This window comes from Streptomyces sp. NPDC051555 (genome assembly GCF_044454405.1).
Lineage (GTDB): Bacteria > Actinomycetota > Actinomycetes > Streptomycetales > Streptomycetaceae > Streptomyces.
Map to the genome: position 1 here is coordinate 222,732 of NZ_JBITDP010000003.1, position 17,736 is coordinate 240,467.

Annotated in this window: 21 protein-coding genes; 4 read left to right on the forward strand and 17 right to left on the reverse strand. The window is 70.5% G+C overall.

Features of this window, described 5'->3' with window-relative positions:
- Position 1: 1 nt before the first annotated feature.
- Positions 2–1,171, reverse strand: coding sequence for a 3-hydroxy-9,10-secoandrosta-1,3,5(10)-triene-9,17-dione monooxygenase oxygenase subunit (gene hsaA / locus ACIBEA_RS09435; RefSeq protein WP_399259254.1), 1,170 nt, complete (start codon positions 1,169–1,171; stop codon positions 2–4).
- Positions 1,172–1,411: 240 nt separating this feature from the next.
- Between hsaA and ACIBEA_RS09440 the strand changes: the two genes are divergently transcribed.
- Positions 1,412–2,302, forward strand: coding sequence for an IclR family transcriptional regulator (locus ACIBEA_RS09440; RefSeq protein ID WP_399259255.1), 891 nt, complete (start codon positions 1,412–1,414; stop codon positions 2,300–2,302).
- Positions 2,303–2,383: 81 nt separating this feature from the next.
- Here ACIBEA_RS09440 and ACIBEA_RS09445 read toward each other — a convergent pair whose 3' ends face one another.
- The 11 genes from ACIBEA_RS09445 to ACIBEA_RS09495 form a co-directional block, all read right to left on the reverse strand.
- The gene (locus tag ACIBEA_RS09445) at positions 2,384–2,836 is read right to left on the reverse strand and encodes a hypothetical protein (RefSeq protein WP_399259256.1); all 453 of its coding nucleotides are present in this window, start codon (positions 2,834–2,836) and stop codon (positions 2,384–2,386) included.
- A gap of 47 nt (positions 2,837–2,883) precedes the next feature.
- Entirely contained in the window at positions 2,884–3,918 is a 1,035-nt protein-coding gene (locus ACIBEA_RS09450) for a 2Fe-2S iron-sulfur cluster-binding protein (RefSeq protein ID WP_399259257.1), read from the reverse strand.
- Entirely contained in the window at positions 3,911–4,147 is a 237-nt protein-coding gene (locus ACIBEA_RS09455) for a hypothetical protein (RefSeq protein ID WP_399259258.1), read from the reverse strand. Before ACIBEA_RS09455 ends, ACIBEA_RS09450 begins: the two co-directional genes overlap by 8 nt.
- Positions 4,144–5,292 (reverse strand): Rieske 2Fe-2S domain-containing protein, encoded by a 1,149-nt coding sequence (locus ACIBEA_RS09460; RefSeq protein WP_399259259.1) that lies wholly within the window; start codon positions 5,290–5,292, stop codon positions 4,144–4,146. Before ACIBEA_RS09460 ends, ACIBEA_RS09455 begins: the two co-directional genes overlap by 4 nt.
- A gap of 11 nt (positions 5,293–5,303) precedes the next feature.
- Entirely contained in the window at positions 5,304–6,377 is a 1,074-nt protein-coding gene (dmpG, locus tag ACIBEA_RS09465; RefSeq protein ID WP_399259260.1) for a 4-hydroxy-2-oxovalerate aldolase, read from the reverse strand.
- Positions 6,374–7,285 carry an acetaldehyde dehydrogenase (acetylating) gene (locus tag ACIBEA_RS09470; RefSeq protein WP_399259261.1) on the reverse strand — a complete coding sequence of 304 codons (912 nt, stop codon included), beginning with the start codon at positions 7,283–7,285 and terminating at the stop codon, positions 6,374–6,376. Before ACIBEA_RS09470 ends, dmpG begins: the two co-directional genes overlap by 4 nt.
- 7 nt (positions 7,286–7,292) lie before the next feature.
- Positions 7,293–8,078 carry a 2-keto-4-pentenoate hydratase gene (locus ACIBEA_RS09475; protein WP_399259262.1) on the reverse strand — a complete coding sequence of 262 codons (786 nt, stop codon included), beginning with the start codon at positions 8,076–8,078 and terminating at the stop codon, positions 7,293–7,295.
- 105 nt (positions 8,079–8,183) lie between these two features.
- Complete coding sequence (locus ACIBEA_RS09480) at positions 8,184–8,366, reverse strand: DUF397 domain-containing protein (protein ID WP_399259263.1); 183 nt, start codon at positions 8,364–8,366, stop codon at positions 8,184–8,186.
- Positions 8,332–9,180: a helix-turn-helix domain-containing protein gene (locus tag ACIBEA_RS09485; RefSeq protein ID WP_399259264.1), complete on the reverse strand. Its 849-nt coding sequence runs from the start codon at positions 9,178–9,180 to the stop codon at positions 8,332–8,334. The genes ACIBEA_RS09480 and ACIBEA_RS09485 overlap by 35 nt, the downstream gene beginning before the upstream one ends.
- 111 nt (positions 9,181–9,291) lie before the next feature.
- The gene (locus tag ACIBEA_RS09490) at positions 9,292–9,951 is read right to left on the reverse strand and encodes a DUF4360 domain-containing protein (protein ID WP_399259265.1); all 660 of its coding nucleotides are present in this window, start codon (positions 9,949–9,951) and stop codon (positions 9,292–9,294) included.
- A 38-nt stretch (positions 9,952–9,989) separates the two neighbouring features.
- Positions 9,990–10,652 carry a DUF4360 domain-containing protein gene (locus ACIBEA_RS09495; RefSeq protein WP_399259267.1) on the reverse strand — a complete coding sequence of 221 codons (663 nt, stop codon included), beginning with the start codon at positions 10,650–10,652 and terminating at the stop codon, positions 9,990–9,992.
- A 491-nt stretch (positions 10,653–11,143) separates the two neighbouring features.
- Between ACIBEA_RS09495 and ACIBEA_RS09500 the strand changes: the two genes are divergently transcribed.
- Positions 11,144–12,031 carry an MFS transporter gene (locus ACIBEA_RS09500; protein ID WP_399259269.1) on the forward strand — a complete coding sequence of 296 codons (888 nt, stop codon included), beginning with the start codon at positions 11,144–11,146 and terminating at the stop codon, positions 12,029–12,031.
- On the opposite strand, the gene ACIBEA_RS09505 is transcribed toward ACIBEA_RS09500, so the two are convergent.
- A complete protein-coding gene (locus ACIBEA_RS09505) occupies positions 12,012–12,782 on the reverse strand; it encodes an MBL fold metallo-hydrolase (RefSeq protein WP_399259270.1) in 771 nt (256 codons plus the stop codon). The two genes, ACIBEA_RS09500 and ACIBEA_RS09505, sit on opposite strands and share 20 nt — an antisense overlap.
- 134 nt (positions 12,783–12,916) lie before the next feature.
- Here ACIBEA_RS09505 and ACIBEA_RS09510 point away from each other — a divergent pair, with 134 nt between their 5' ends.
- Positions 12,917–13,426 carry a SigE family RNA polymerase sigma factor gene (locus ACIBEA_RS09510; protein ID WP_399259271.1) on the forward strand — a complete coding sequence of 170 codons (510 nt, stop codon included), beginning with the start codon at positions 12,917–12,919 and terminating at the stop codon, positions 13,424–13,426.
- Positions 13,427–13,465: 39 nt separating this feature from the next.
- Positions 13,466–14,266 (forward strand): hypothetical protein, encoded by an 801-nt coding sequence (locus ACIBEA_RS09515; protein ID WP_399259272.1) that lies wholly within the window; start codon positions 13,466–13,468, stop codon positions 14,264–14,266.
- Between the two features lie 182 nt (positions 14,267–14,448).
- Here the strand turns inward: ACIBEA_RS09515 and ACIBEA_RS09520 are convergent, their stop codons facing one another.
- The 4 genes from ACIBEA_RS09520 to ACIBEA_RS09535 all read right to left on the reverse strand — a co-directional run bounded on the left by ACIBEA_RS09520 (position 14,449) and on the right by ACIBEA_RS09535 (position 17,137).
- The gene (locus ACIBEA_RS09520; protein WP_399259273.1) at positions 14,449–14,889 is read right to left on the reverse strand and encodes an SUKH-3 domain-containing protein; all 441 of its coding nucleotides are present in this window, start codon (positions 14,887–14,889) and stop codon (positions 14,449–14,451) included.
- A complete protein-coding gene (locus ACIBEA_RS09525; RefSeq protein WP_399259275.1) occupies positions 14,890–15,327 on the reverse strand; it encodes a YwqJ-related putative deaminase in 438 nt (145 codons plus the stop codon).
- 122 nt (positions 15,328–15,449) lie between these two features.
- A complete protein-coding gene (locus ACIBEA_RS09530) occupies positions 15,450–15,785 on the reverse strand; it encodes a hypothetical protein (protein WP_399259532.1) in 336 nt (111 codons plus the stop codon).
- 155 nt (positions 15,786–15,940) lie between these two features.
- Positions 15,941–17,137 (reverse strand): helix-turn-helix domain-containing protein, encoded by a 1,197-nt coding sequence (locus tag ACIBEA_RS09535; RefSeq protein WP_399259533.1) that lies wholly within the window; start codon positions 17,135–17,137, stop codon positions 15,941–15,943.
- Between the last annotated feature and the right edge of the window lie 599 nt (positions 17,138–17,736).

The window sequence follows — 17,736 nt, forward strand, 5'->3', positions numbered from 1 at the left end:
CTCACAGCATCGTGTCCTGGATGTCGAGGCCGAGAGCGCTCTGCCCGAAGAGGACGAGGGCCCGCTCGGGGTCGTTGGCCGCGTGTCCGCGGCCGGTGTGGACGTCGCGCCAGGCCCGCTGGACGGCGCCGGGGCCGGTGCGCATGGCGCTGCCGCCCGAGTTCTCCATCAGGAGGTCGACGGCGGCCACGCAGCGCTCGGTGGCGAGGACCTGGTCGCGCCGGGTGCGGGCGCGCAGCGCCAGCGGAAGCTCCGCGCCCCGCTCGGCCAGCTCGTACAGCTCGGCGATGTTGCGCTGGAGCTGGAGCCAGGAGGCGTCGACGTCGCTGGCGGCGCGGGCGATGCGGACCTGGGCGAAGGGGTCCTCGGCGACCTGCTGCCCGTAGGAGGTCCGGAAGCGTTCGCGGGTGGCGGCGACGTGGGCCTCGTAGGCCCCTTCGGCGATGCCGACGATGGGCGCGGAGATGGTGGTGGTGAAGACGGAGGCGTAGGGCAGTCGGTAGACCGGCTCCGGGTTGACGGCGTGGCCGGGCACCCGGAGTTCGGTGACCGGGCCGAAGCTGAGCGCGCGGTGCTCGGGGACGAAGACGTCCTCGACGACGATGTCGTTGGAGCCGGAGCCGCGCAGGCCGACGGTGTCCCAGACCTCGTCGATCCGGTACTGGGCGCGCGGCACCAGGAAGGTCCGCATGTCCACGGGCCGACCCTCGGCGTCGGTGACCAGACCGCCGAGCAGGGCCCAGTCGGCGTGGTCGCAGCCGGAGGAGAAGTGCCAGCGGCCGCTGATCGTGAAACCGCCCTCGACGGGGGTGACCTTGCCGGTGGGGGCGTAGGAGGAGCAGATCCGGGCGGCCCGGTCGGGGCCCCAGACCTCTTCCTGGGCGCGGGGGTCGTAGAGCGCGACGTGCCAGGGGTGGACGCCGACGACCGAGGACACCCAGCCGGTGGACCCGCAGGCCTTGGCCACTTCCTTGACGGCGGCGTAGAAGACGCCCGGGTGTGCGGCGTACCCGCCGTAGGCGCGGGGTTGCAGGAGCCGGAAGAAGCCGGCGGCCTCCAGCTCCTTGACGTTCGCTTCGGGGACCTTCCGCAGGGCCTCGGCCTCGGCGGCGCGCTCGCGCAGGGCGGGGGCGAGGTCGCGGACGGCTGCGAGGACCTCTTCGTCGCTCATGGTGTCCCCATTTCTCTGGTGCTCCGGCGTTCCAGTGGCGCTCCGGATCGGATGGCGAGGAACGTACGCCGGGGCCCGCGGGGCACGGAACGCGTGCTTCCCACTGAGCGGGAAGGCCGAAGATGACTGCCTGGATGACTGCCCGAAGTATTACTGATTGAAATATCTACGTCCGGGTCCTTCCCCGCGTCCGGGGGCCCGTGGCAGGGTCGCCCCAACGCCTCACGCAGGGGGTTCCTCGTGCTCGACCAGGTCATGACTGCCGTGGACACCGACCCGGTACCGCTGTCGCTGCTGGAGAAGGCGGCGCGGGTGCTGGGCGCCTTCGACGGTCCGCAGCCCCGGCTCTCGCTCACCGAAGTGGTGCGCCGCTCCGGCATCCCGCGCTCCTCCGCGCACCGCATCCTCGACCAGCTGGTGGGGCTGGGGTGGCTGGACCGGGAGGGCCGGGACTACCGGATGGGCATGCGCATGCTGGAGCTGGGCGCGCTCGCCTCGCACCACAACCGGCTGCGCCGGGCCGCCCTGCCGCTGCTGCACGCGCTGCACGAACGGACCGGGCAGGTCGTGCACCTGTCGGTGCTCGACGGGGCCGAGGTGGTGTGCCTGGAGCGGATCGGCGGCGCGGAGGCCGCGGGCGTGCCCTCGCGGGTCGGCGGGCGGCTGCCCGCGCACTGCACCGCCTCCGGCAAGGCCCTCCTCGCCTTCGGCGACCCCGGCGACCTGGAGCACGTACTGGCGCACGGACTGCGCCCGCGCACCGCGCGCACCCTGACCCGGCCGGCCGCGCTGCGCGCGGAGCTGGCGGCGGTCCGCGAGCGCGGGGTGGCCCACGACCGGGACGAGAGCTTCCGCGGGATCTCCTGCGTGGCCGCGCCGCTGCGGGGCGCGGGCCGCGCGGTGGCCGCGGTGTCGGTGTCCGCTCTGTCCCCGACGGACTCGCACCACGGCGAACGCGAGCACGCCCGACTGGGTCCGCTGGTACTGGCCTGCGCTCGGGCGGTGTGGCGGGAGCTGTACGGTCCCGGGCGCGCGGGCCGCTCCGCACCGCCCCCGGACCAACGGCCGGGTGTCCCGGAGATAACGATGGACAACATGATGGGTTGGCTGCGGTTCAGCGAGTGGATGTAGCGGGTAGTCATACCGCAGCGCACGAGAAGGACCGGCCCCGACCCCCCGCCAGGGGGCCGGGTCCGGTCCGTTTTCGGTCCGCTATTCCGGCTGTTGAGCTCGGAGAACGGGGTCGATCCCGAGCAGGATGCTCCGCATCTCCCGTGCGCCCCGCGCCGCGATGTCGTCGCCACCGCCCCGCTCCAACTCCTCACAGCACCGGACCGCGTCGTCCAGGTCCTGGGAGAAGATGCCGAGCACCTCGATGATCGCCGCGTGGAGGTGGTCGCCGTGGTTGTCGTTCGCGACGGCCAGCGCGGACGCGACGAGCGAGACGCCCGCCTCGTCGTTCCGCCGCAGCAACGCCTTCGCGGTCACCAGGGTGACGTAGGTGTCCCCCGCGTCGGTCAGGAACTCCAGCAGCGGCTCCCGGGCCTCTGGCAGCTCGGCGAAGGCCGCCAGCGCTTGACCGGCGTCCGCCCCGTCCCGGAAATCGGGACCGCGCCCGAGCTTGACGAGCGCGGCCACGGCCGCGCGCCGCAGGTCACCGTCCATGTGTCCCCCCTTGTACGCCTCGTGCGGTCAAGGTAGCCGGTGCGTCGTCAGCCCGCGTAGCTGATCCGGATGCGGGTGCCGGGCGGGCCCAGGGGCAGCGCCTGGCAGGCCAGGACGTACCCCTCGGCCAGGTCGTCCCGGTCCAGGACCTCGTTGCGGACCATCTTCACCTCGCCCTCCACCACCCGGCAGCAGCAGGCGCTGCACGCGCCCTCGCGGCAGGAGTACGGCGCCGGCACCCCCGCCGCGAGCAGCGCGTCCAGCAGCGGGGCGTCCGGCGCCCAGTCCACGGCGTGGGTGACCCCGTCGAGGTCCACCTCGGCGACGACCACCGAGCCGGAATCGGCGCTCGGAGGCTGCTCCGGTTCCGTGAACACGTCCCCGGAGAGGGAGAAGTAGCGCTCCCGGTGGATCCCGCGGGCGCCGTCGCCGCCCACCCGCAAGGCCGCCTCCGCCGCGTCCATCAGCGGCGCGGGCCCGCACAAGTAGGCCTCGGCGGCCGGGTACGGGGCCACCAGCGGCGCCAGCCGGTCCGCGGTCGGCAGCCCCTGGAGGCACTCCAGCCAGTGCACGACGGTGAGCCGCCCGGGGTGCGCGGCCACCAGCTCGCGCAGCTCCCCGGCGAGCGCCACCGACTCCGGGTCCCGGTTGGCGTAGAGCAGGGTGACCCGCTCCCGGCCCACCGCCAGCGCGGACTTCGCGATGGACAGCAGCGGGGTGATCCCGCTGCCGCCCGCCACCAGCAGCAGCTCCCGGTCCAGGTCGGCCGGGGTGAAGGTGCCCGCGGGCGGCAGCGCGCGGACCTCGTCCCCGGGGGCCAGCTGCTCGCAGATCCAGGCGGAACCGAGCCCGCCGGGGACCTTCTTGACCGTGATCCGCAGCGGATCCCCGGTGTGCGGGGAGCCGGCCAGCGAATAGCAGCGGGCCCCGCCCCCGGGCACCCGGAGGGTCAGGAACTGCCCCGGCCGGTACGGCAGGGCGGCCCCGCGCCCCCGCGCCTCCAGGACCAGCGACACCGCGTCCGGCGTCTCCTGGACCCGCTCCACCACCCGCAGCCAGAGCTCATCGGGCGTCTCAGGCATCGGCCGGCACCTCCAGCCGTCCCTCGGCCACGGCGCGCGCGATGCTCGCCCGCAGCGCCGGGCAGGAGTGGGTACGGGCGCCCGGCACCCCGGCCGCGGCGGCCCGCGCCCCGATCCGCGGGCAGAGCGCGGCGCCCTCCCCCGCCCACTGCACCTGGGTGTGGGCGGGGCTGAACTTCTCGCACAGCACCCGGTTCCCGCACTCCCCGCACACCACCGGGGTCGTCACGGGGCCCCGGCCCCGGCCCGCCGGGCGAGGTTCTCGGCGACCTCGGCCCGCCACGCCTCGGTGGCGCGGGTCGTGTCGATCTCGAACTCGAAGCGGTGCGTCATCTCGTCCGTGACCTCGGCCGCGTCGACGTAGAACTGCTCGTACCAGCGCCGCAGTTGATAGACCGGGCCGTCCTCCTCCGTCAGCAGCGGATTGTCGATGCGGGTCTTGTTCCGCCAGATCTCCACGTCCTGCTCGAAGCCGACCGCCAGGCCCTCCGAGGTCAGCCGCGCGGCCTCGGCGGCCTGCTCGTCGCTCATCCCGGGGAGCTTCTTGACGATGGTGCCGTACATGAGCACGAAGCTGTTCTCGTCCACCGGGTAGTGGCAGTTGATGAGCACCGACTCCAGCTCGACGCCCCCGCCCACGTCGCTCCACAGCTTGTCGATCATGTACGAGGGCCCGTGGTAGGAGGCGTCGGAGCGCAGCCCGCCGCCGGTGGAGAGGGTGCCGAGGTCCACGTCGCCGCGCGGGGTGGACTCCATGTACTGGGTGGCCACGTGCCCGTCGAAGACGTTCTTGAAGTAGTGCGGGAAGGCGTAGTGCACGTAGTAGAAGTGCGCCATGTCGACCACGTTGTCCACGATCTCGCGGCAGTTGGCGCCCTCCACCCGCAGCGAGTTCCAGCTCCACTCGCTCCACTCCGCGCTGCCGACCCCCTCGATCTCCGGGATCGTGATCCCGGCCGGCGGCTCGGCGCCCTCCGGGTCGTGCCACACGTACAGCTGCGCGTTGCGCTCCAAGGTGGTCCAGGCCCGGGTGCGGGCGCGCGGCGGGACCCGGCGGGCGTAGGGGATCGCGGCGCAGCGGCCGTTGCCGCTCCAGCGCCAGTCGTGGAAGGGGCAGGCGACGGTGTCGCCCTTCACGCTGCCGTGGGCCAGGTTGCCGCCCATGTGCGGGCAGTGGGCGTTGAGCACGTGCAGCTCACCGTCCTCCACCCCCTGGAAGACCACGAGCTTGGTCCCGAACGCGGCCACCTCGTGCGGGGCCCCGTCCTTGAAGTCCGCGGCCAGCCCCAGGCAGTGCCACCCGCGGGCGAAACGGGTCGGCACGGCGGCGGCCTCGATGACCCTGACCTCGTCCGGCACTTCAACAGTCGTCATGAGGGTGCTCCTTACTTCCGGGCCTGGGTGGCGACGCGTTCGGCCGCAAGCTCGGCCGCGCGTTCGGCCGCGAGTTCGACGGCGATGTCGATGAGCTGGTCCTCCTGGCCGCCGACCAGGCGGCGCGCGCCCGCGCGCAGGAGGATGTCGGCGCCGGAGACGCCGTAGCGCTCCGCCTGCCGGTAGGCGTGTTTGAGGAAGCTGGAGTAGACCCCGGCGTGGCCCATGAGCAGGGCCATCCGGTCGAGCGTGCACTCCTCGTTCATGACGGGCCGCACCACGTCCTCGGCCGCGTCGATGATCTTCAGTACGTCGATCCCGGTCCGGATCCCCATCCGCTCGCAGACGGCGGCGAAGGCTTCGACGGGCGTGTTCCCCGCGCCCGCGCCGAGCCGACGGGTCGAACCGTCGATCTGGATCGCCCCGGCGCGCACGGCGGCCACCGAATTGCCCACGCCCAGCCCGAGGTTCTCGTGCCCGTGGAAGCCGACCTGCGCGTCCCCGCCCAGCTCGGCCACCAGCGCCGCGACCCGGTCGGTGACCTGGTCCATGACCATGGCCCCGGCCGAGTCGACGACGTACACGCACTGGCAGCCCGCGTCCGCCATGATCCGGGCCTGGCGGGCCAGCTCCTCCGGGGTGGTGGAGTGCGCCATCATCAGGAAGCCGACGGTCTCCAGGCCCATCTCGCGCGCCAGCCCGAAGTGCTGGACCGCGATGTCGGCCTCGGTGCAGTGGGTGGCGATCCGGCAGACGGAGCCGCCGTTCGCGTGCGCGGCCCGGATGTCGTCCTTGACGCCCAGCCCCGGCAGCATCAGGAAGGCGATCTTCGCGCGCCGGGCGGTCTCCGCCGCGATCTTGATGAGGTCCTGCTCGGGGGTGCGGGAGAAGCCGTAGTTGAACGACGATCCACCCAGCCCGTCCCCGTGCGTCACCTCGATGACGGGCACGCCCGCCCCGTCGAGGGCGGCGACCACCGACCGCACGTCCTCGCCCGTGAACTGGTGCCGCTTGGCGTGCGAACCGTCGCGCAGCGAGGAGTCGGTGATCCGGATGTCGAGGGCGTCGGAGTAGGGGTTCTTCACCGGAACATCTCCTTGGCGAACTCCTCGCCGACCTTGGCGGCGGCGGCGGTCATGATGTCGAGGTTCCCGGCGTAGGGCGGCAGGTAGTCGCCCGCGCCCTCCACCTCCAGGAAGATCGCGACCCGGGCCGCGCCGCCGTTCATCGGGGACGGTTCGTCGTACTGAGGCTCGGCGCGCAGCCGGTAGCCGGGCACGTACGTCGCCACGTCCGCCGCGACCTGCTCGATCGAGGCGGTGATCGCGTCCCGGTCAGCGTCCTCGGGGATCGCGCAGAAGACGGTGTCGCGCATGATCACGGGCGGATCCGCCGGGTTGAGGATGATGATGGCCTTGCCGCGCGCGGCGCCGCCGATCTCCTCGATGCCACGGGCGGTGGTCCGGGTGAACTCGTCGATGTTGGCCCGGGTCCCGGGGCCCGCCGAGACCGAGGCGACCGACGCCACGATCTCCGCGTAGGCCACCGGAACGACCCGCGACACGGCGTACACCATGGGGATCGTGGCCTGGCCCCCGCAGGTGATCATGTTGACGTTGTTCCGGTCCAGGTGGGCCGTGAGGTTCGCGGGCGGCACCACGGCGGGGCCGACGGCGGCCGGGGTCAGGTCGACAGCCTTGATGCCCAGCTCGGCGTAGCGCGGGGCGTTGGCCCGGTGCACGTAGGCGGAGGTGGCCTCGAATACCAGGTCCGGCAGTTCACCCCGGGCCAGCAGCCAGTCGACCCCCTCGTGCGAGGCGTCGAGCCCGGCCCGGCGGGCCCGCGCGAGGCCCTCGCTGTCGGGGTCGACCCCGACCATCCACCGGGGCTCGATGTGCGGGGAGCGCTGGAGCTTGTACAGCAGGTCGGTGCCGATGTTCCCGGAGCCGACGATGGCCGCGGTGGCCTTCTCGGCCGTCGCGTTCTTACTCATGATCACCTCAGCAGAAGGAGAGCGAGACCGGGCCGAGCCCGGTGAAGTCGGCGGTGTAGGTCCGCCCGGCGCGCACGTCGACGGCGCGGGTGCAGGACCCGGGCAGGACGAGGTGCCCCTTGCGCAGCGGTACGCCGAAGCGGGCGACCGTACGGGCCAACCAGGCGACGGCGGTGGCGGGATCGCCGAGGACGGCGTCGGCGCGCCCGGCGGCAAGGACCTCGCCGTCCTCGTCCAGCCGGGCCTCGATCGCCCTGATGTCCAACTCGCGCGGATCGCGCCCCTCGCCGATCACGTACCCGGCGGAGGAGGCGTTGTCGGCGATCGTGTCGGCGATGGTGATCCGCCAGTCCGCGATCCGGCTGTCGATCAACTCCAGGGCTGGAACGACCCGTTCGGTCGCGGCCAGCACGTCGGCCTCGGTGCAGCCCTCCCCCGGCAGATCGGCGCCGAGCACGAAGCCGACCTCGACCTCGACGCGGGGCGCGCAGTAGGCGGCGAGGGGGACGGGGACGTCGGAGCGCAGCTCCATGACGTCGAGGAGGTGCCCGTAGTCGGGCTCGTCGACGCCCATCATGGCCTGCATGACCGGGGACGAGAGCCCGACCTTGTGCCCGGTGACGCGGGCGCCGTCGCGCGCGGTGCGGCGGCCGATGTTGTGGAGCTGAATCTCGTACGCGTCGCCCGTACCGATCCCCGGGTACGTCTCGCTCAGCGGCCGTACGGGCTCCCGCCGCAGCTCAGCCGTGCGCAGCAGCCCCGCGGCCTCGCGCCGGAGCCGTTCGTCGAGCATGGGTGCCTCCCGGCTGCGGTGGTGTGGTGCCGCAGATGGTAGGCGGGGGGTGGGCGCGCAAGGGAGGCCCCGTTCCCGCTGAGCGGGAACGGGGCCTCCGGTTGCCTAGAGCGCCCCGACGAAGGCCGCGAAGGCGGCCCGACCGACGGTGAAGACGGGGCCGTCGGGGACCTTGGAATCCCGTACGGCGACGGCGTCATCGAGGGGTGCACACTCGACGCACTCGCCGCCGGTGTTGCCGCTGTACGAGGACTTACGCCACCGCGCGTTGGTCAGGTCCTGGCTCATGTCCATAACGTTCCTCCATTACGCGGGTGATCAATGCTGCCGACTCCTCGACCGAAAGGGCGGCAGCCTGCAGGTGAGCGTAACGAAGGGCAGCTTCCTTGACCGTGTCAGGGTTGGCCGTCATGTGCCCGGAAATGAGGTCCTCGGAGTACACGATGTCCGGGTCACTGTCGAAGCGCATCGCAGTGAACGAACCGATCAGGCTGGCATGTTCACCGGCCGAGAAGGGAAGCACCTGCAATCGCGTCCAGCGATGCTCCCGAAGCGACAGTAGGTGCACCAGTTGCTGGCGCATCACCTCACGACCGCCGATCGGTCGATACAGGGCAGCCTCGTCCAGCACCACCCACGTCATGGGCGGCTGATCCTTGTCCAGGATTCGCTGGCGCTCCATGCGCGCCGCCACCAGATCGTCGAGGTTGCTCGGCAGCCCAGTCGCGAGAACAGCCCTGGCGTAGGCCTCCGTCTGGAGCAGGCCGTACACCAGTTGCGCCTGGTAGGTGGAGATGAAGGTGGCCCGGGCCTCCATCTCGGCGTAGGCCTGGAACCAAGTCGGCAACTGACTGCGCAGCACCAACCCCACCAGGCGGCCGAACTCTCCATCGGTCCCCAGGGCCGCGTCCACCCGCTCCGAGAAGTCCCGGGTCGGTACCCTCCTCGTGGTCTCGATCTGGCCGATCAGGGAGCCGGTGCAGTAGATGATGTCGCCGAGCTGCGCCTGCTTCAGCCCGGCGGCTTCGCGCCGGCGGCGCAGCTCGGCACCGTAGTAGTCCAGCGGGGAGGCGCTGGGGTCGAGTTCACGAATGCTGACCATGGGCGGTCACCCCTAAGTACGCGCCGTGCGGCGCACGTTCCGGTCGGCGACCGAGCGTAACGAGTCAGCCGCACCCCGGTACCGAGAACGGGGCAACCGCCCACGCACGAGCTACTTCCTCGGGGTCGGACAGACCTGCCAAGCCAGGTGGTACAGGGTGTTCACGCTGGCGTCGGTCGAGTCCATGGCCATGAAGCTCGTCGTGCCCGGGGCCGACGTACCGGCGCTCACGCGCAGCTCCGTGTTGATGTTGAAGTTGCGCTGCTCGCCGCAGGGGGCCCAGACCAGGTCGGCGTACTCGGTCTTGTCCGTCGTCTGCCAGTTGTCGTCGAGCGGGCCGGTGAACTGGTGGGTGCGCTGGGTGGTCTGCGGCATGCCCTGGAAGTAGTAGCCCGCCCGTTCCTGCCCGGTGGCCCCGCGCTGGAGGCTGCCGAAGCCGCGGTAGTCGGCCTGGACGATGGCGTAGGTGAAGCCGTTCGGGACGTGTACGCGCAGGTTGAGCTGGCAGTTCTTGCGGAAGGCGGTGGGCGGGGCGCCGGGGCCGACCTGGGCGAGGTACTCGCTGTAGGTGACCGTGAAGGCCGTGTTGTCGGGCGCGACGGCGACTTGCGCCGTCCCCTCTCGACAGCCGGAGCCGTTGACGGTGGCGAGCTCAATCACGATCTTGTCCGGCGGGACGGTGATGGGACCCGCCTGGGCGGGGGCGGCGGTGACGAGGAGGGCGGCGGTCGCGCCGACGGCGAGCAGGGTTCGGGACAGGGAAAGAGACATCGTTGTCGCTCCTGACCGTTCGAGGGGTGGGGCGGGGGTCAGGCGGCCGGACACTGCTTCCACTCGAAGTGGTAGACCGTGTTCACGCTGCCGTCCGTCGAGTCCATGCTCATGAAGCTGGTGCTCTGGGGGCTGGACGAGCCCGCGTAGACGCGCAGTTCGGTGTTGACGTTGAGGATCTTGTCCTCGCCGCAGGCGGCCCAGACCAGGTCCGCGTAGCCGGTCTGGTCGCTGGCCTGCCAGTTGTCCCCGTACGGGCCGCTGAACTGGTGCGTGGTGCGGGCGGTCTGCGACTGGCCCTGGAAGTAGTAGCCCGCGCGCTCCTGCCCGTACGCCCCGCGCTGGAGGCTGGCGAAGCCGCGGTAGTCGGCGCGCGCGATGGCGTAGGTGAACCCTTGCGGCACGTGCACCCGCAACGCAAGCTGACAGTTCTTCCGGAAGTCCGTCCCCCCGGCCCCCGCCCCGGCCTGGGCCAGGTAGTCGCTGTAGGTGACGGTGAAGGCGGTGTTGTCAGGTGCCGCGGCCACATCGGCCGTACCCGCAGGACACCCGGAACCATTGGCCCCGACCACCTCCACGGTGACCCGGCCCGGGGGCACGTACGCGCCGTACGCACTGTCCGCATGGGCGGTGGCGGTCGGGACGGCAACGGCCGTCAGGGTCAGGGCCGCGGCCCCGAGGGCGAATCTGCGCAGGATCATGTCCGGGTACTCCGTCCGGTAGCTACGAACCCGGATCCGCAATCCGGATCCGAATTGGGCATGCACATGCCACCACTCCCCCACGCCCCCGGTAAGGACGTGATACGGCCAACGCCCCCGCCCCGCCCCCCACTGGCCGGAACCAGTGAGTCCACTCCCCCCACCGACCTCCCCATCAGCCGAGCCGTCGGCGCCGCGACGACCCGCCCTCCCCAGGATGTCCGGATCCGCCACACACAGCCGCACCGAGCACGCCCGCCCGCCCGATCGGCACGGACGAGGCGGTCCCCGCACCATCGCGCGAGGCCACCGGGCACTCAAGCCCCGCTCACGGAAAGGGAGTTGGTACGTACCACTACCAGGGGGCCACATGGGCCGGGACTGGGGCCGCGTCACGCGTGACCGGAACGTGGGGTTCTACCTCACCGGCGCGGTGGTGTCGGGTCGATCACGTGACCGGACAGCCTGGCGGGCCTGACCACGTTCTGCGTGTGGGCCCTGATGCCCTCCGGGCTCCGATCATCGGAACGGCGGCCGACCGGGTCCACAGGCGGCGACTGCTGATCTGGTCCAACCTGGCCATGGCCGCCCTGCTGCCCTGCCTCGTCCTCGTCGACTCCGCGGACCGGGTCTGGCTGCTGTTCGCGGTGCTGATCGTCTACGGCACCTCCACCGTCCTGATGGACGCGGCCGCGGCCCACACCCTCATCCGGGTCCGCGAAGTCCGACCGGCCCGCGCCGAGCGCCAGCCCTGGACCGCCCAGGTCTCCGAAGGCGTCCGCTTCCTGCGCACCCACCCCACCCTCCGACGCCTGGCCCTGACCGGCGCCTTCACCATGGGCATGGCCGGCATCAACGGCGCCTGCGTCTACGCGGTCGTGGACTCGGGCCTGCACCGCGCACCCGCCTTCGTCGGCATCCTCTACGCTGCGCAGGGCGTGGGATCCGTACTGAGCGGCCTGCTCGCCGGCGCCCTGCTGCGCCGCCTGCCCGAACGCGTCTTCACCGCCGCCGGAGTCCTCCTCTTCGCCCTCGGCGTCGCACTGCGCGCCCTGCCGTCCACGCCGGTCGACCTGGTCGCGAGCGCCATGATCGGACTGGGCCTGCCGTGCGCGCTCATCGCCGCCATGACCGCCGTACAGCGCGAAACCCCGAGCGAACTCCTGGGTCGAGTGGCGGCTACCGCCAACACCCTCCTCATGGCCCCCAACACCGTCTTCCTGGCCCTGGGCGCCGCCCTGCTCCCCCTCCTCGACCACCGCCTCCTCATCGTCGCCGCCGCAGCCGTGGCCGCGGGCGCCGCACTCGCCTGCCTGGCGGGCGGCGGCACCCGGGACCGCGCAGAGGCCCCGAGGCGGCCTAGCCGATCGAGAAGGTAGCGCCGGGAGCGGCGTACTCGACGGGCCCATCGAACCGGGCGGAGGCGCGCACGACCGCCTCCTCCGGGCTCAGGAAGCGCCCGACGTGCGTGACGATCAACCGCCCCGCACGCGCCGCAGTCGCCGTATCCCCGGTGTCCTCGGGCGTGTGATGCACCTGCTCACCCTCGGCCGGCGCCTGCGCACTCTCGGCCTCGCAGAGCAGCACGTCGCACCCATCGGCCAGACTGATGAGGTTGGCACACGGCGCCGTATCCCCGGAGTAGACCAGCGACCCGCCCCCACCCTCGACCCGCAGCCCGAAGGCCGGAATCCCGTGCGCCACCGCCCGGGACGTCAGCATCAACTCACCCACACGCACCCGATGCCCGTCGTACAACTCATGCACGTCGAAGGCCGCTTCGACCGGGCTGCGGCTCGCAGTATTGGTCAGGAAATGGGCCAGCCGGTCGGCAATACCCGGCGGCCCGTACAGCGGGATCGGGGCGGCGAGCTCCACATCCGCGAAGAGTGCCGCGTAGTAGGTGGTGAGCAGGTCAGCGCTGTGATCGGCATGCAGATGCGAGATCCAGATCGCATCCAAGTCCTCAATCGACACGTGCCGTTGCAACTGAGCCAGCGTCCCGGTCCCCGCATCCACCCACACCCGAGTGTCACCGGCAGCCACCAAGTACCCGGAGCAAGGGTTGTCCACGCTCGGATACGGCGTCGCACACCCCAGAACGGTCAACCGGAGAAGATCACTATCCATCCGCGGAGTGTAGAAGTCCCCCACCTCCACAACCACCGAAAAATTCTCCGCGACATCCGGCCGTCCCGCGTAGTCAAGAGGGGTATGCACCGCGATCACCAGGCAAGCGACGCAAACGAACGGGCGGGGACCGAGTGAAATCAGCACAGGAGGACGCATACCTGGAGTTCGTATCAGCGCGGGCGAAGGCCCTCTACCGCTCGGCGTACACCCTCGCGGCCGGCGACGCCCACCTCGCCGAGGACCTGGTCCAGGAGACCTTCAGCCGGATCTACGTGCACTGGGGTCGCGTGTCCCGCGCGGACAGCCCGGCGGCCTACGCCCAAACCGTCATGGTCCGCACGTTCCTCAGCCTCCGGCGCCGCCGCAGCACGGCCGAACGCCCCACCGGCACCGTCCCCGACAGCGCGGACTCCAGCGCCCACGACTCCACCCTCCGCATCACCTTGATGGACGCACTGTCCCAACTCCCGCCGCGCGACCGGGCAGTGCTCCTCCTCCGCTACTGGGAGGGCCACACCATCGAGGAGACCGCCCGCACCCTGAAGCTCAGCAACAGCGCGATCCGCTCCCAGGGCACCCGCGCCCTCGCCAGACTCCGCGCCCTACTGGGCGAATCCCTCTCGGACCTGGTCCCCCACTAAGCAGCTTCCACTCCCCAGCGACGAAGAACTGAGACCACCATGCCGTTCGAATCAGACCTGGCCCACGCCCTGGACCGCACCACGGACTCCCTCGAACCCGACCTCACCCCGCTCCTGAACGACGCCATCACCCGCGGGCGCACCCACCAGCGCCGCCGACGCACCGCGGGCATCCTGGCCGGCGCCGCCGCCTGCGCGGTCCTCACGACCGGCGGCCTCCTCCTCCCCGACGCCCTCGCCGGGATCCGCTCCGCCGGCTCCGACATGGAACCGGCAGCGCTGGCCCTCCCACGGTCCGCGGTCTCCGGCGACCAAATGATCCAGGCCCTGCAACAGACCTTCCCCGGCGGCAAGTACAGCCAGCAGAGCGGCCAGAGCAACAACCCCGCAGACCCCTCGGCCGGCTACGTCGCCAACGGCGGCTTCCTCTTCGACGACGGCCACGGCCCCGCCTTCGTAGGCATCTCGGCGGTCCGCCTCAAACTCCCCCTCCGCGACGGCGACGGCCTCACCTGCGACCGCACCCCCGCCCGCCCCAAGGGCGACACCTGCACCCTGACCGAACTCCCGCCCAGCCCCACGCTCCCCGGCGGCGCACTAGTCCTGTCGGAACGCAACGCAGCAGACCGCACCCCAGGCTCCGCACAACGCTGGACCCTCACCCTGACCCTCAAATCCACCGGAGCCCAACTCCAACTAACCCAATGGAACAGCGAAGGCGGCGGCACAACCCCCGAAACCCCGAAGCCCACCAGGCCCGCCCCCCCGCTCCCCGAAGGCCAAGCTGTATCGACTCTGACAGGCCCGACCTGGACCCCAATTCTCAACGCAGTCGGCTAACACCCCGCTACAGGCCCCAGTGAGGACCGACCGCCTTGCACACCAGTCGTCCGCTGATGTTGCCGTTAACCCCAAGCGGCCCCTCCGGAAACAGATCCGGAGGGGCCGGTCGGCACCCAAAGGGATAGGACTTGGCCAACGACCTCCACACCGCAGCAATGCAGGCGTGGCTATGAAACTGTTCAGGCAGGCCGGACAAGCCTTTTCGGTGCAACTCCCATAACGAGATGCTCTAAGGCCAAATCGCCCGCACCATACCTTAGCGCCCACGCCCCAAGGAGGTAGATTACACCCTGTTCGTCGATCGCCAGGAAAAATTCCCCCTGCCCAAATTCCCCCAACGGGAAGAATCTACGACCGAACAATTCAGAGAGTTCCACAAACCGCCCACCCTCTCCGATAGCAAGCTCTGGATCAAACTCGAACGGCTCCCGTACACAGGTAATTCCAGGGCCGCTAATATCTACTCGAAGGCCACCAAACTCTTGAAGAAAGCTCTCTGCCGCGGCATGCCAACTGAACTCTGACACTGACGCTTTCCACTGGGTAAGGCCAACCCGGCGATCCGGCAGCCAGCCAGCGGCCCGCAGGACTCCCTCCACCTCTCGGGAGAATCGAGGCATCTACTGCGCCATCCTGAAATCGATATCGAAGTGCTCGACTAGAACCTGGCAACTACTGCATGGCGGAATGAGCTTTTTGAAACTCCCGTTCGTTCTGGCCCGCCCCACTGTGGCAGCGGCGGTGGCCCCAGTTGGATCGAGGCCGGAATCCAAAGTTTCAGTAAGGCACTGAACCAATCCGCATCCTCCGTGATTAACTCCACGCTGAGCAGCCGGGATGGAATCAAGAATTTCCTGGATGGCCGGATGGACCCGCCTAGTACCTGCCCCTCCGTCACTGTGAGCAACGACTGGAGCATTCCCAGGAACTTGCAGAGCTTCAATCACCTGAGGACGCTGCGAATTTGAAAGGTCGGCGACTGCTTCTGCCTCAGCATGCACTGCGTCAACTACGCCGCCGCAATTATGAACGAAGACCGGTGTGGCGCCCGCCAGCACATAGTACGTGTGCTGGCAGCCCCTCCCCTAGCTGTTTCTTTGCAGGTGGGGAGGGGTTTGGCGGTCCGCCGGAGTCCGTCGTTGTGCGCCTGAATCCGTGGTTGTTGCCGTCGCTACTGCCGTCAGGAGTTGGGGTTCTCAGGCGGGGTGGGGATGCGGTCGCCGCGCGATTCGGCGACTCGAAGTGCATCGGTCAGGGCTTCGGTCAGCCGGCAGGCGAGCCACCGGTATTCGACGGCCGACAGTTCCTTGGCTCCGGGCGCCACGACCTGGCGGGCGTACCCCAGGAGTTCCTCGCCCATGTCGAGTTGTACTTCTTCGATGCTGTCGGCGAGTGAGGAGAGGTAGCCCCTGCCGTCGGTGCTGAGGTAGCAGGGGTTCCCGTCCTGGGTGGTCCATGGCAGTAAGCGAGGACCGGTCACGCCTGCTGCCGCGTCGTGGAGATCTCTGCGGCGCATGCGGTCCGCGTCGGTCCTGGATGTGCTCACCGTGCACCCCCACCTGGGTCGCCGAATGGAATACGGCGACCGTAGGGGCCAACTGTCCGTCACTCCACCTATGAAGCATGCCAGTTGGCGACGGAGGGTGCCGGAAGTATTGCGTTGCGTGGCACCTATCCGACGACGGCCAGGTAGGAGGCCATGTCGCGCATCTCTGCGGTGAGGGTGCGCTTGCGCTTCTTCAGGATCTCCTGCATGGTCTCGGCGGCCATCCGCTGATGCCTCAGCCACTCCGGGGATGCACGGCGGACTCCGGTCAGCTCGTCCATCGCCGCGGACAGGTCGTTGGTCCGGGCGTGCGCGCGGGCCACGTCCAGGCGGTGGCGGTTCCAGTTTTCACCGCTCGGCCGCCCAGCGCTCTTCCACGCCTTGGGTGACATGGCGTCCTCGCCGGATTTACGGACGACCGCGCGAGCGTCTCCCACGATCATGTCGTCTTCCACGCCCTTCATGCCGACGGTGAGCGGCCCGAAGGTCGTCCAGTGCCGGAAGAACGAGCCTGTGTACTCCCGTCCCACGGCGGATGCCGCCGTGTTCGCGACGCGGTGGTAGTGGCGGGCTTCCTGGGGCCGGTTGTTGCGGCCTGCGGCAGCCGCGGCGCGCAGCGCCAGCCATCCCCAAGCCGCGCATTCGTCCGGCGTCGCTCGGGACAGTCTCGGTTCGATCAGATCGGCGGTCTGGGAGGCGAGTTGTTCGGCTTCGTCCAGCCGGCCCTGGCGCAGGAGCAGCCAGCACATCCCGATCACGCCGGATGCCCCGGTGAGTGTGTCCCCGGCCCGGCGTGCATCGGTGATCGCGCCAGCCAGGGCGGTGTAGGCGAGGTCATACTGCCGTACCTGCGTCAGGTACCGCCCCGCCAACTGCAACGCCTCGGCTCGGGCCAAAAGTGCCTGGCCGTGCTCCTCGCCGCTGTCGAAGTGGGCGACCGCGCTGTTCGCGTCCCGCAAGAGCGCGGGCAGTTGGGATGCGACGCTCTTGTAGATGTCGGAGTGGTAGAGCACCGCACCGTCATGGACCGCACGGCGGAAGCGGCGCAGGTTCGGCTCCTCCTCCGCGCTCTCGCCGTCCGAGTCTGCGAGTCCCACTGGTGGGGTGAGGGCCGCACGGAGCTGGATCAGGTTGACGCGGTTCGGGTCCTCCGAACGGCCCACGGGCTCTGGAGCGTCCGGTGCCAAGAGCGTCGCTGTGGTTACGCTCAGCGCGCGGGCGAGGGCGTGAAGGGTTTCCATGCGGACAGCGCCACCCTGCTCGACCTTACGCACCGTCCCCGGCGAGACGCCTGCGGCGTAAGCCAGTTCTTCCTGGCTCATCCCGGCCCGACGCCGGTACTTACGGACGTTGTCCGCCAGTTCCGTAGTTATGCTGACCACCTCCAGCGCCACGGTACGCCGGTCCGGCGAGCCAACCGAGGGCTATCCGGCAGATACCCGCCCGAAGCGCTGACCCACCACCGCACTCGGTGCCGGTCAGGTGGCCGGACGGTGCAGGGCCGGCGCCCTGGCAGCATCGGTGCCTGAGCGGGAGGGGTCCCTCGTCGGTCGGGCAGCTTCGCCATACCAGGGTTCTCCGGGGGCCGCCAAGGCTCACCCGGTGACGCTTGCGCTCGGCCTTGGCGGCCCCCGGGGGTTCCTGGTACGCCTCCGGTGACCGGGCGACGAGGGACCCCTCCCGCGACCCCCGACCACCCACCACCACGATGGAGCCGCACCGCACTCGGCCTCCTCCCCCTCGGAGAGAGGGCCGGGGCCTGGGGCAGAGCCCCAGAACAGTGCCTGCTGGTGGTGTTGCGCGCCCGGACCGGCGGGGCCGCCGGCAAGCGGGGCGGAGACAGGAGCGGGCGGCGGCCCCCCGGGGCCGGGGCGCCCGCCGCCCCCCGCCGCGCGCCCCCCGGATCAACGAAATAAAAAAA

Excerpts from the sequence above, each read along its gene's own strand:
- hsaA (WP_399259254.1), bottom strand. The coding sequence starts at position 1,171 with ATGAGCGACGAAGAGGTCCTCGCAGCCGTCCGCGACCTCGCCCCCGCC.
- ACIBEA_RS09445 (WP_399259256.1), bottom strand. The coding sequence starts at position 2,836 with ATGGACGGTGACCTGCGGCGCGCGGCCGTGGCCGCGCTCGTCAAGCTC.
- ACIBEA_RS09450 (WP_399259257.1), bottom strand. The coding sequence starts at position 3,918 with ATGCCTGAGACGCCCGATGAGCTCTGGCTGCGGGTGGTGGAGCGGGTC.
- ACIBEA_RS09460 (WP_399259259.1), bottom strand. The coding sequence starts at position 5,292 with ATGACGACTGTTGAAGTGCCGGACGAGGTCAGGGTCATCGAGGCCGCC.
- ACIBEA_RS09470 (WP_399259261.1), bottom strand. The coding sequence starts at position 7,285 with ATGAGTAAGAACGCGACGGCCGAGAAGGCCACCGCGGCCATCGTCGGC.
- ACIBEA_RS09475 (WP_399259262.1), bottom strand. The coding sequence starts at position 8,078 with ATGCTCGACGAACGGCTCCGGCGCGAGGCCGCGGGGCTGCTGCGCACG.
- ACIBEA_RS09480 (WP_399259263.1), bottom strand. The coding sequence starts at position 8,366 with ATGAGCCAGGACCTGACCAACGCGCGGTGGCGTAAGTCCTCGTACAGC.
- ACIBEA_RS09485 (WP_399259264.1), bottom strand. The coding sequence starts at position 9,180 with ATGGTCAGCATTCGTGAACTCGACCCCAGCGCCTCCCCGCTGGACTAC.
- ACIBEA_RS09490 (WP_399259265.1), bottom strand. The coding sequence starts at position 9,951 with ATGTCTCTTTCCCTGTCCCGAACCCTGCTCGCCGTCGGCGCGACCGCC.
- ACIBEA_RS09495 (WP_399259267.1), bottom strand. The coding sequence starts at position 10,652 with ATGATCCTGCGCAGATTCGCCCTCGGGGCCGCGGCCCTGACCCTGACG.
- ACIBEA_RS09505 (WP_399259270.1), bottom strand. The coding sequence starts at position 12,782 with ATGGATAGTGATCTTCTCCGGTTGACCGTTCTGGGGTGTGCGACGCCG.
- ACIBEA_RS09515 (WP_399259272.1), top strand. The coding sequence starts at position 13,466 with ATGCCGTTCGAATCAGACCTGGCCCACGCCCTGGACCGCACCACGGAC.
- ACIBEA_RS09520 (WP_399259273.1), bottom strand. The coding sequence starts at position 14,889 with ATGCCTCGATTCTCCCGAGAGGTGGAGGGAGTCCTGCGGGCCGCTGGC.
- ACIBEA_RS09530 (WP_399259532.1), bottom strand. The coding sequence starts at position 15,785 with ATGCGCCGCAGAGATCTCCACGACGCGGCAGCAGGCGTGACCGGTCCT.
- ACIBEA_RS09535 (WP_399259533.1), bottom strand. The coding sequence starts at position 17,137 with ATGAGCCAGGAAGAACTGGCTTACGCCGCAGGCGTCTCGCCGGGGACG.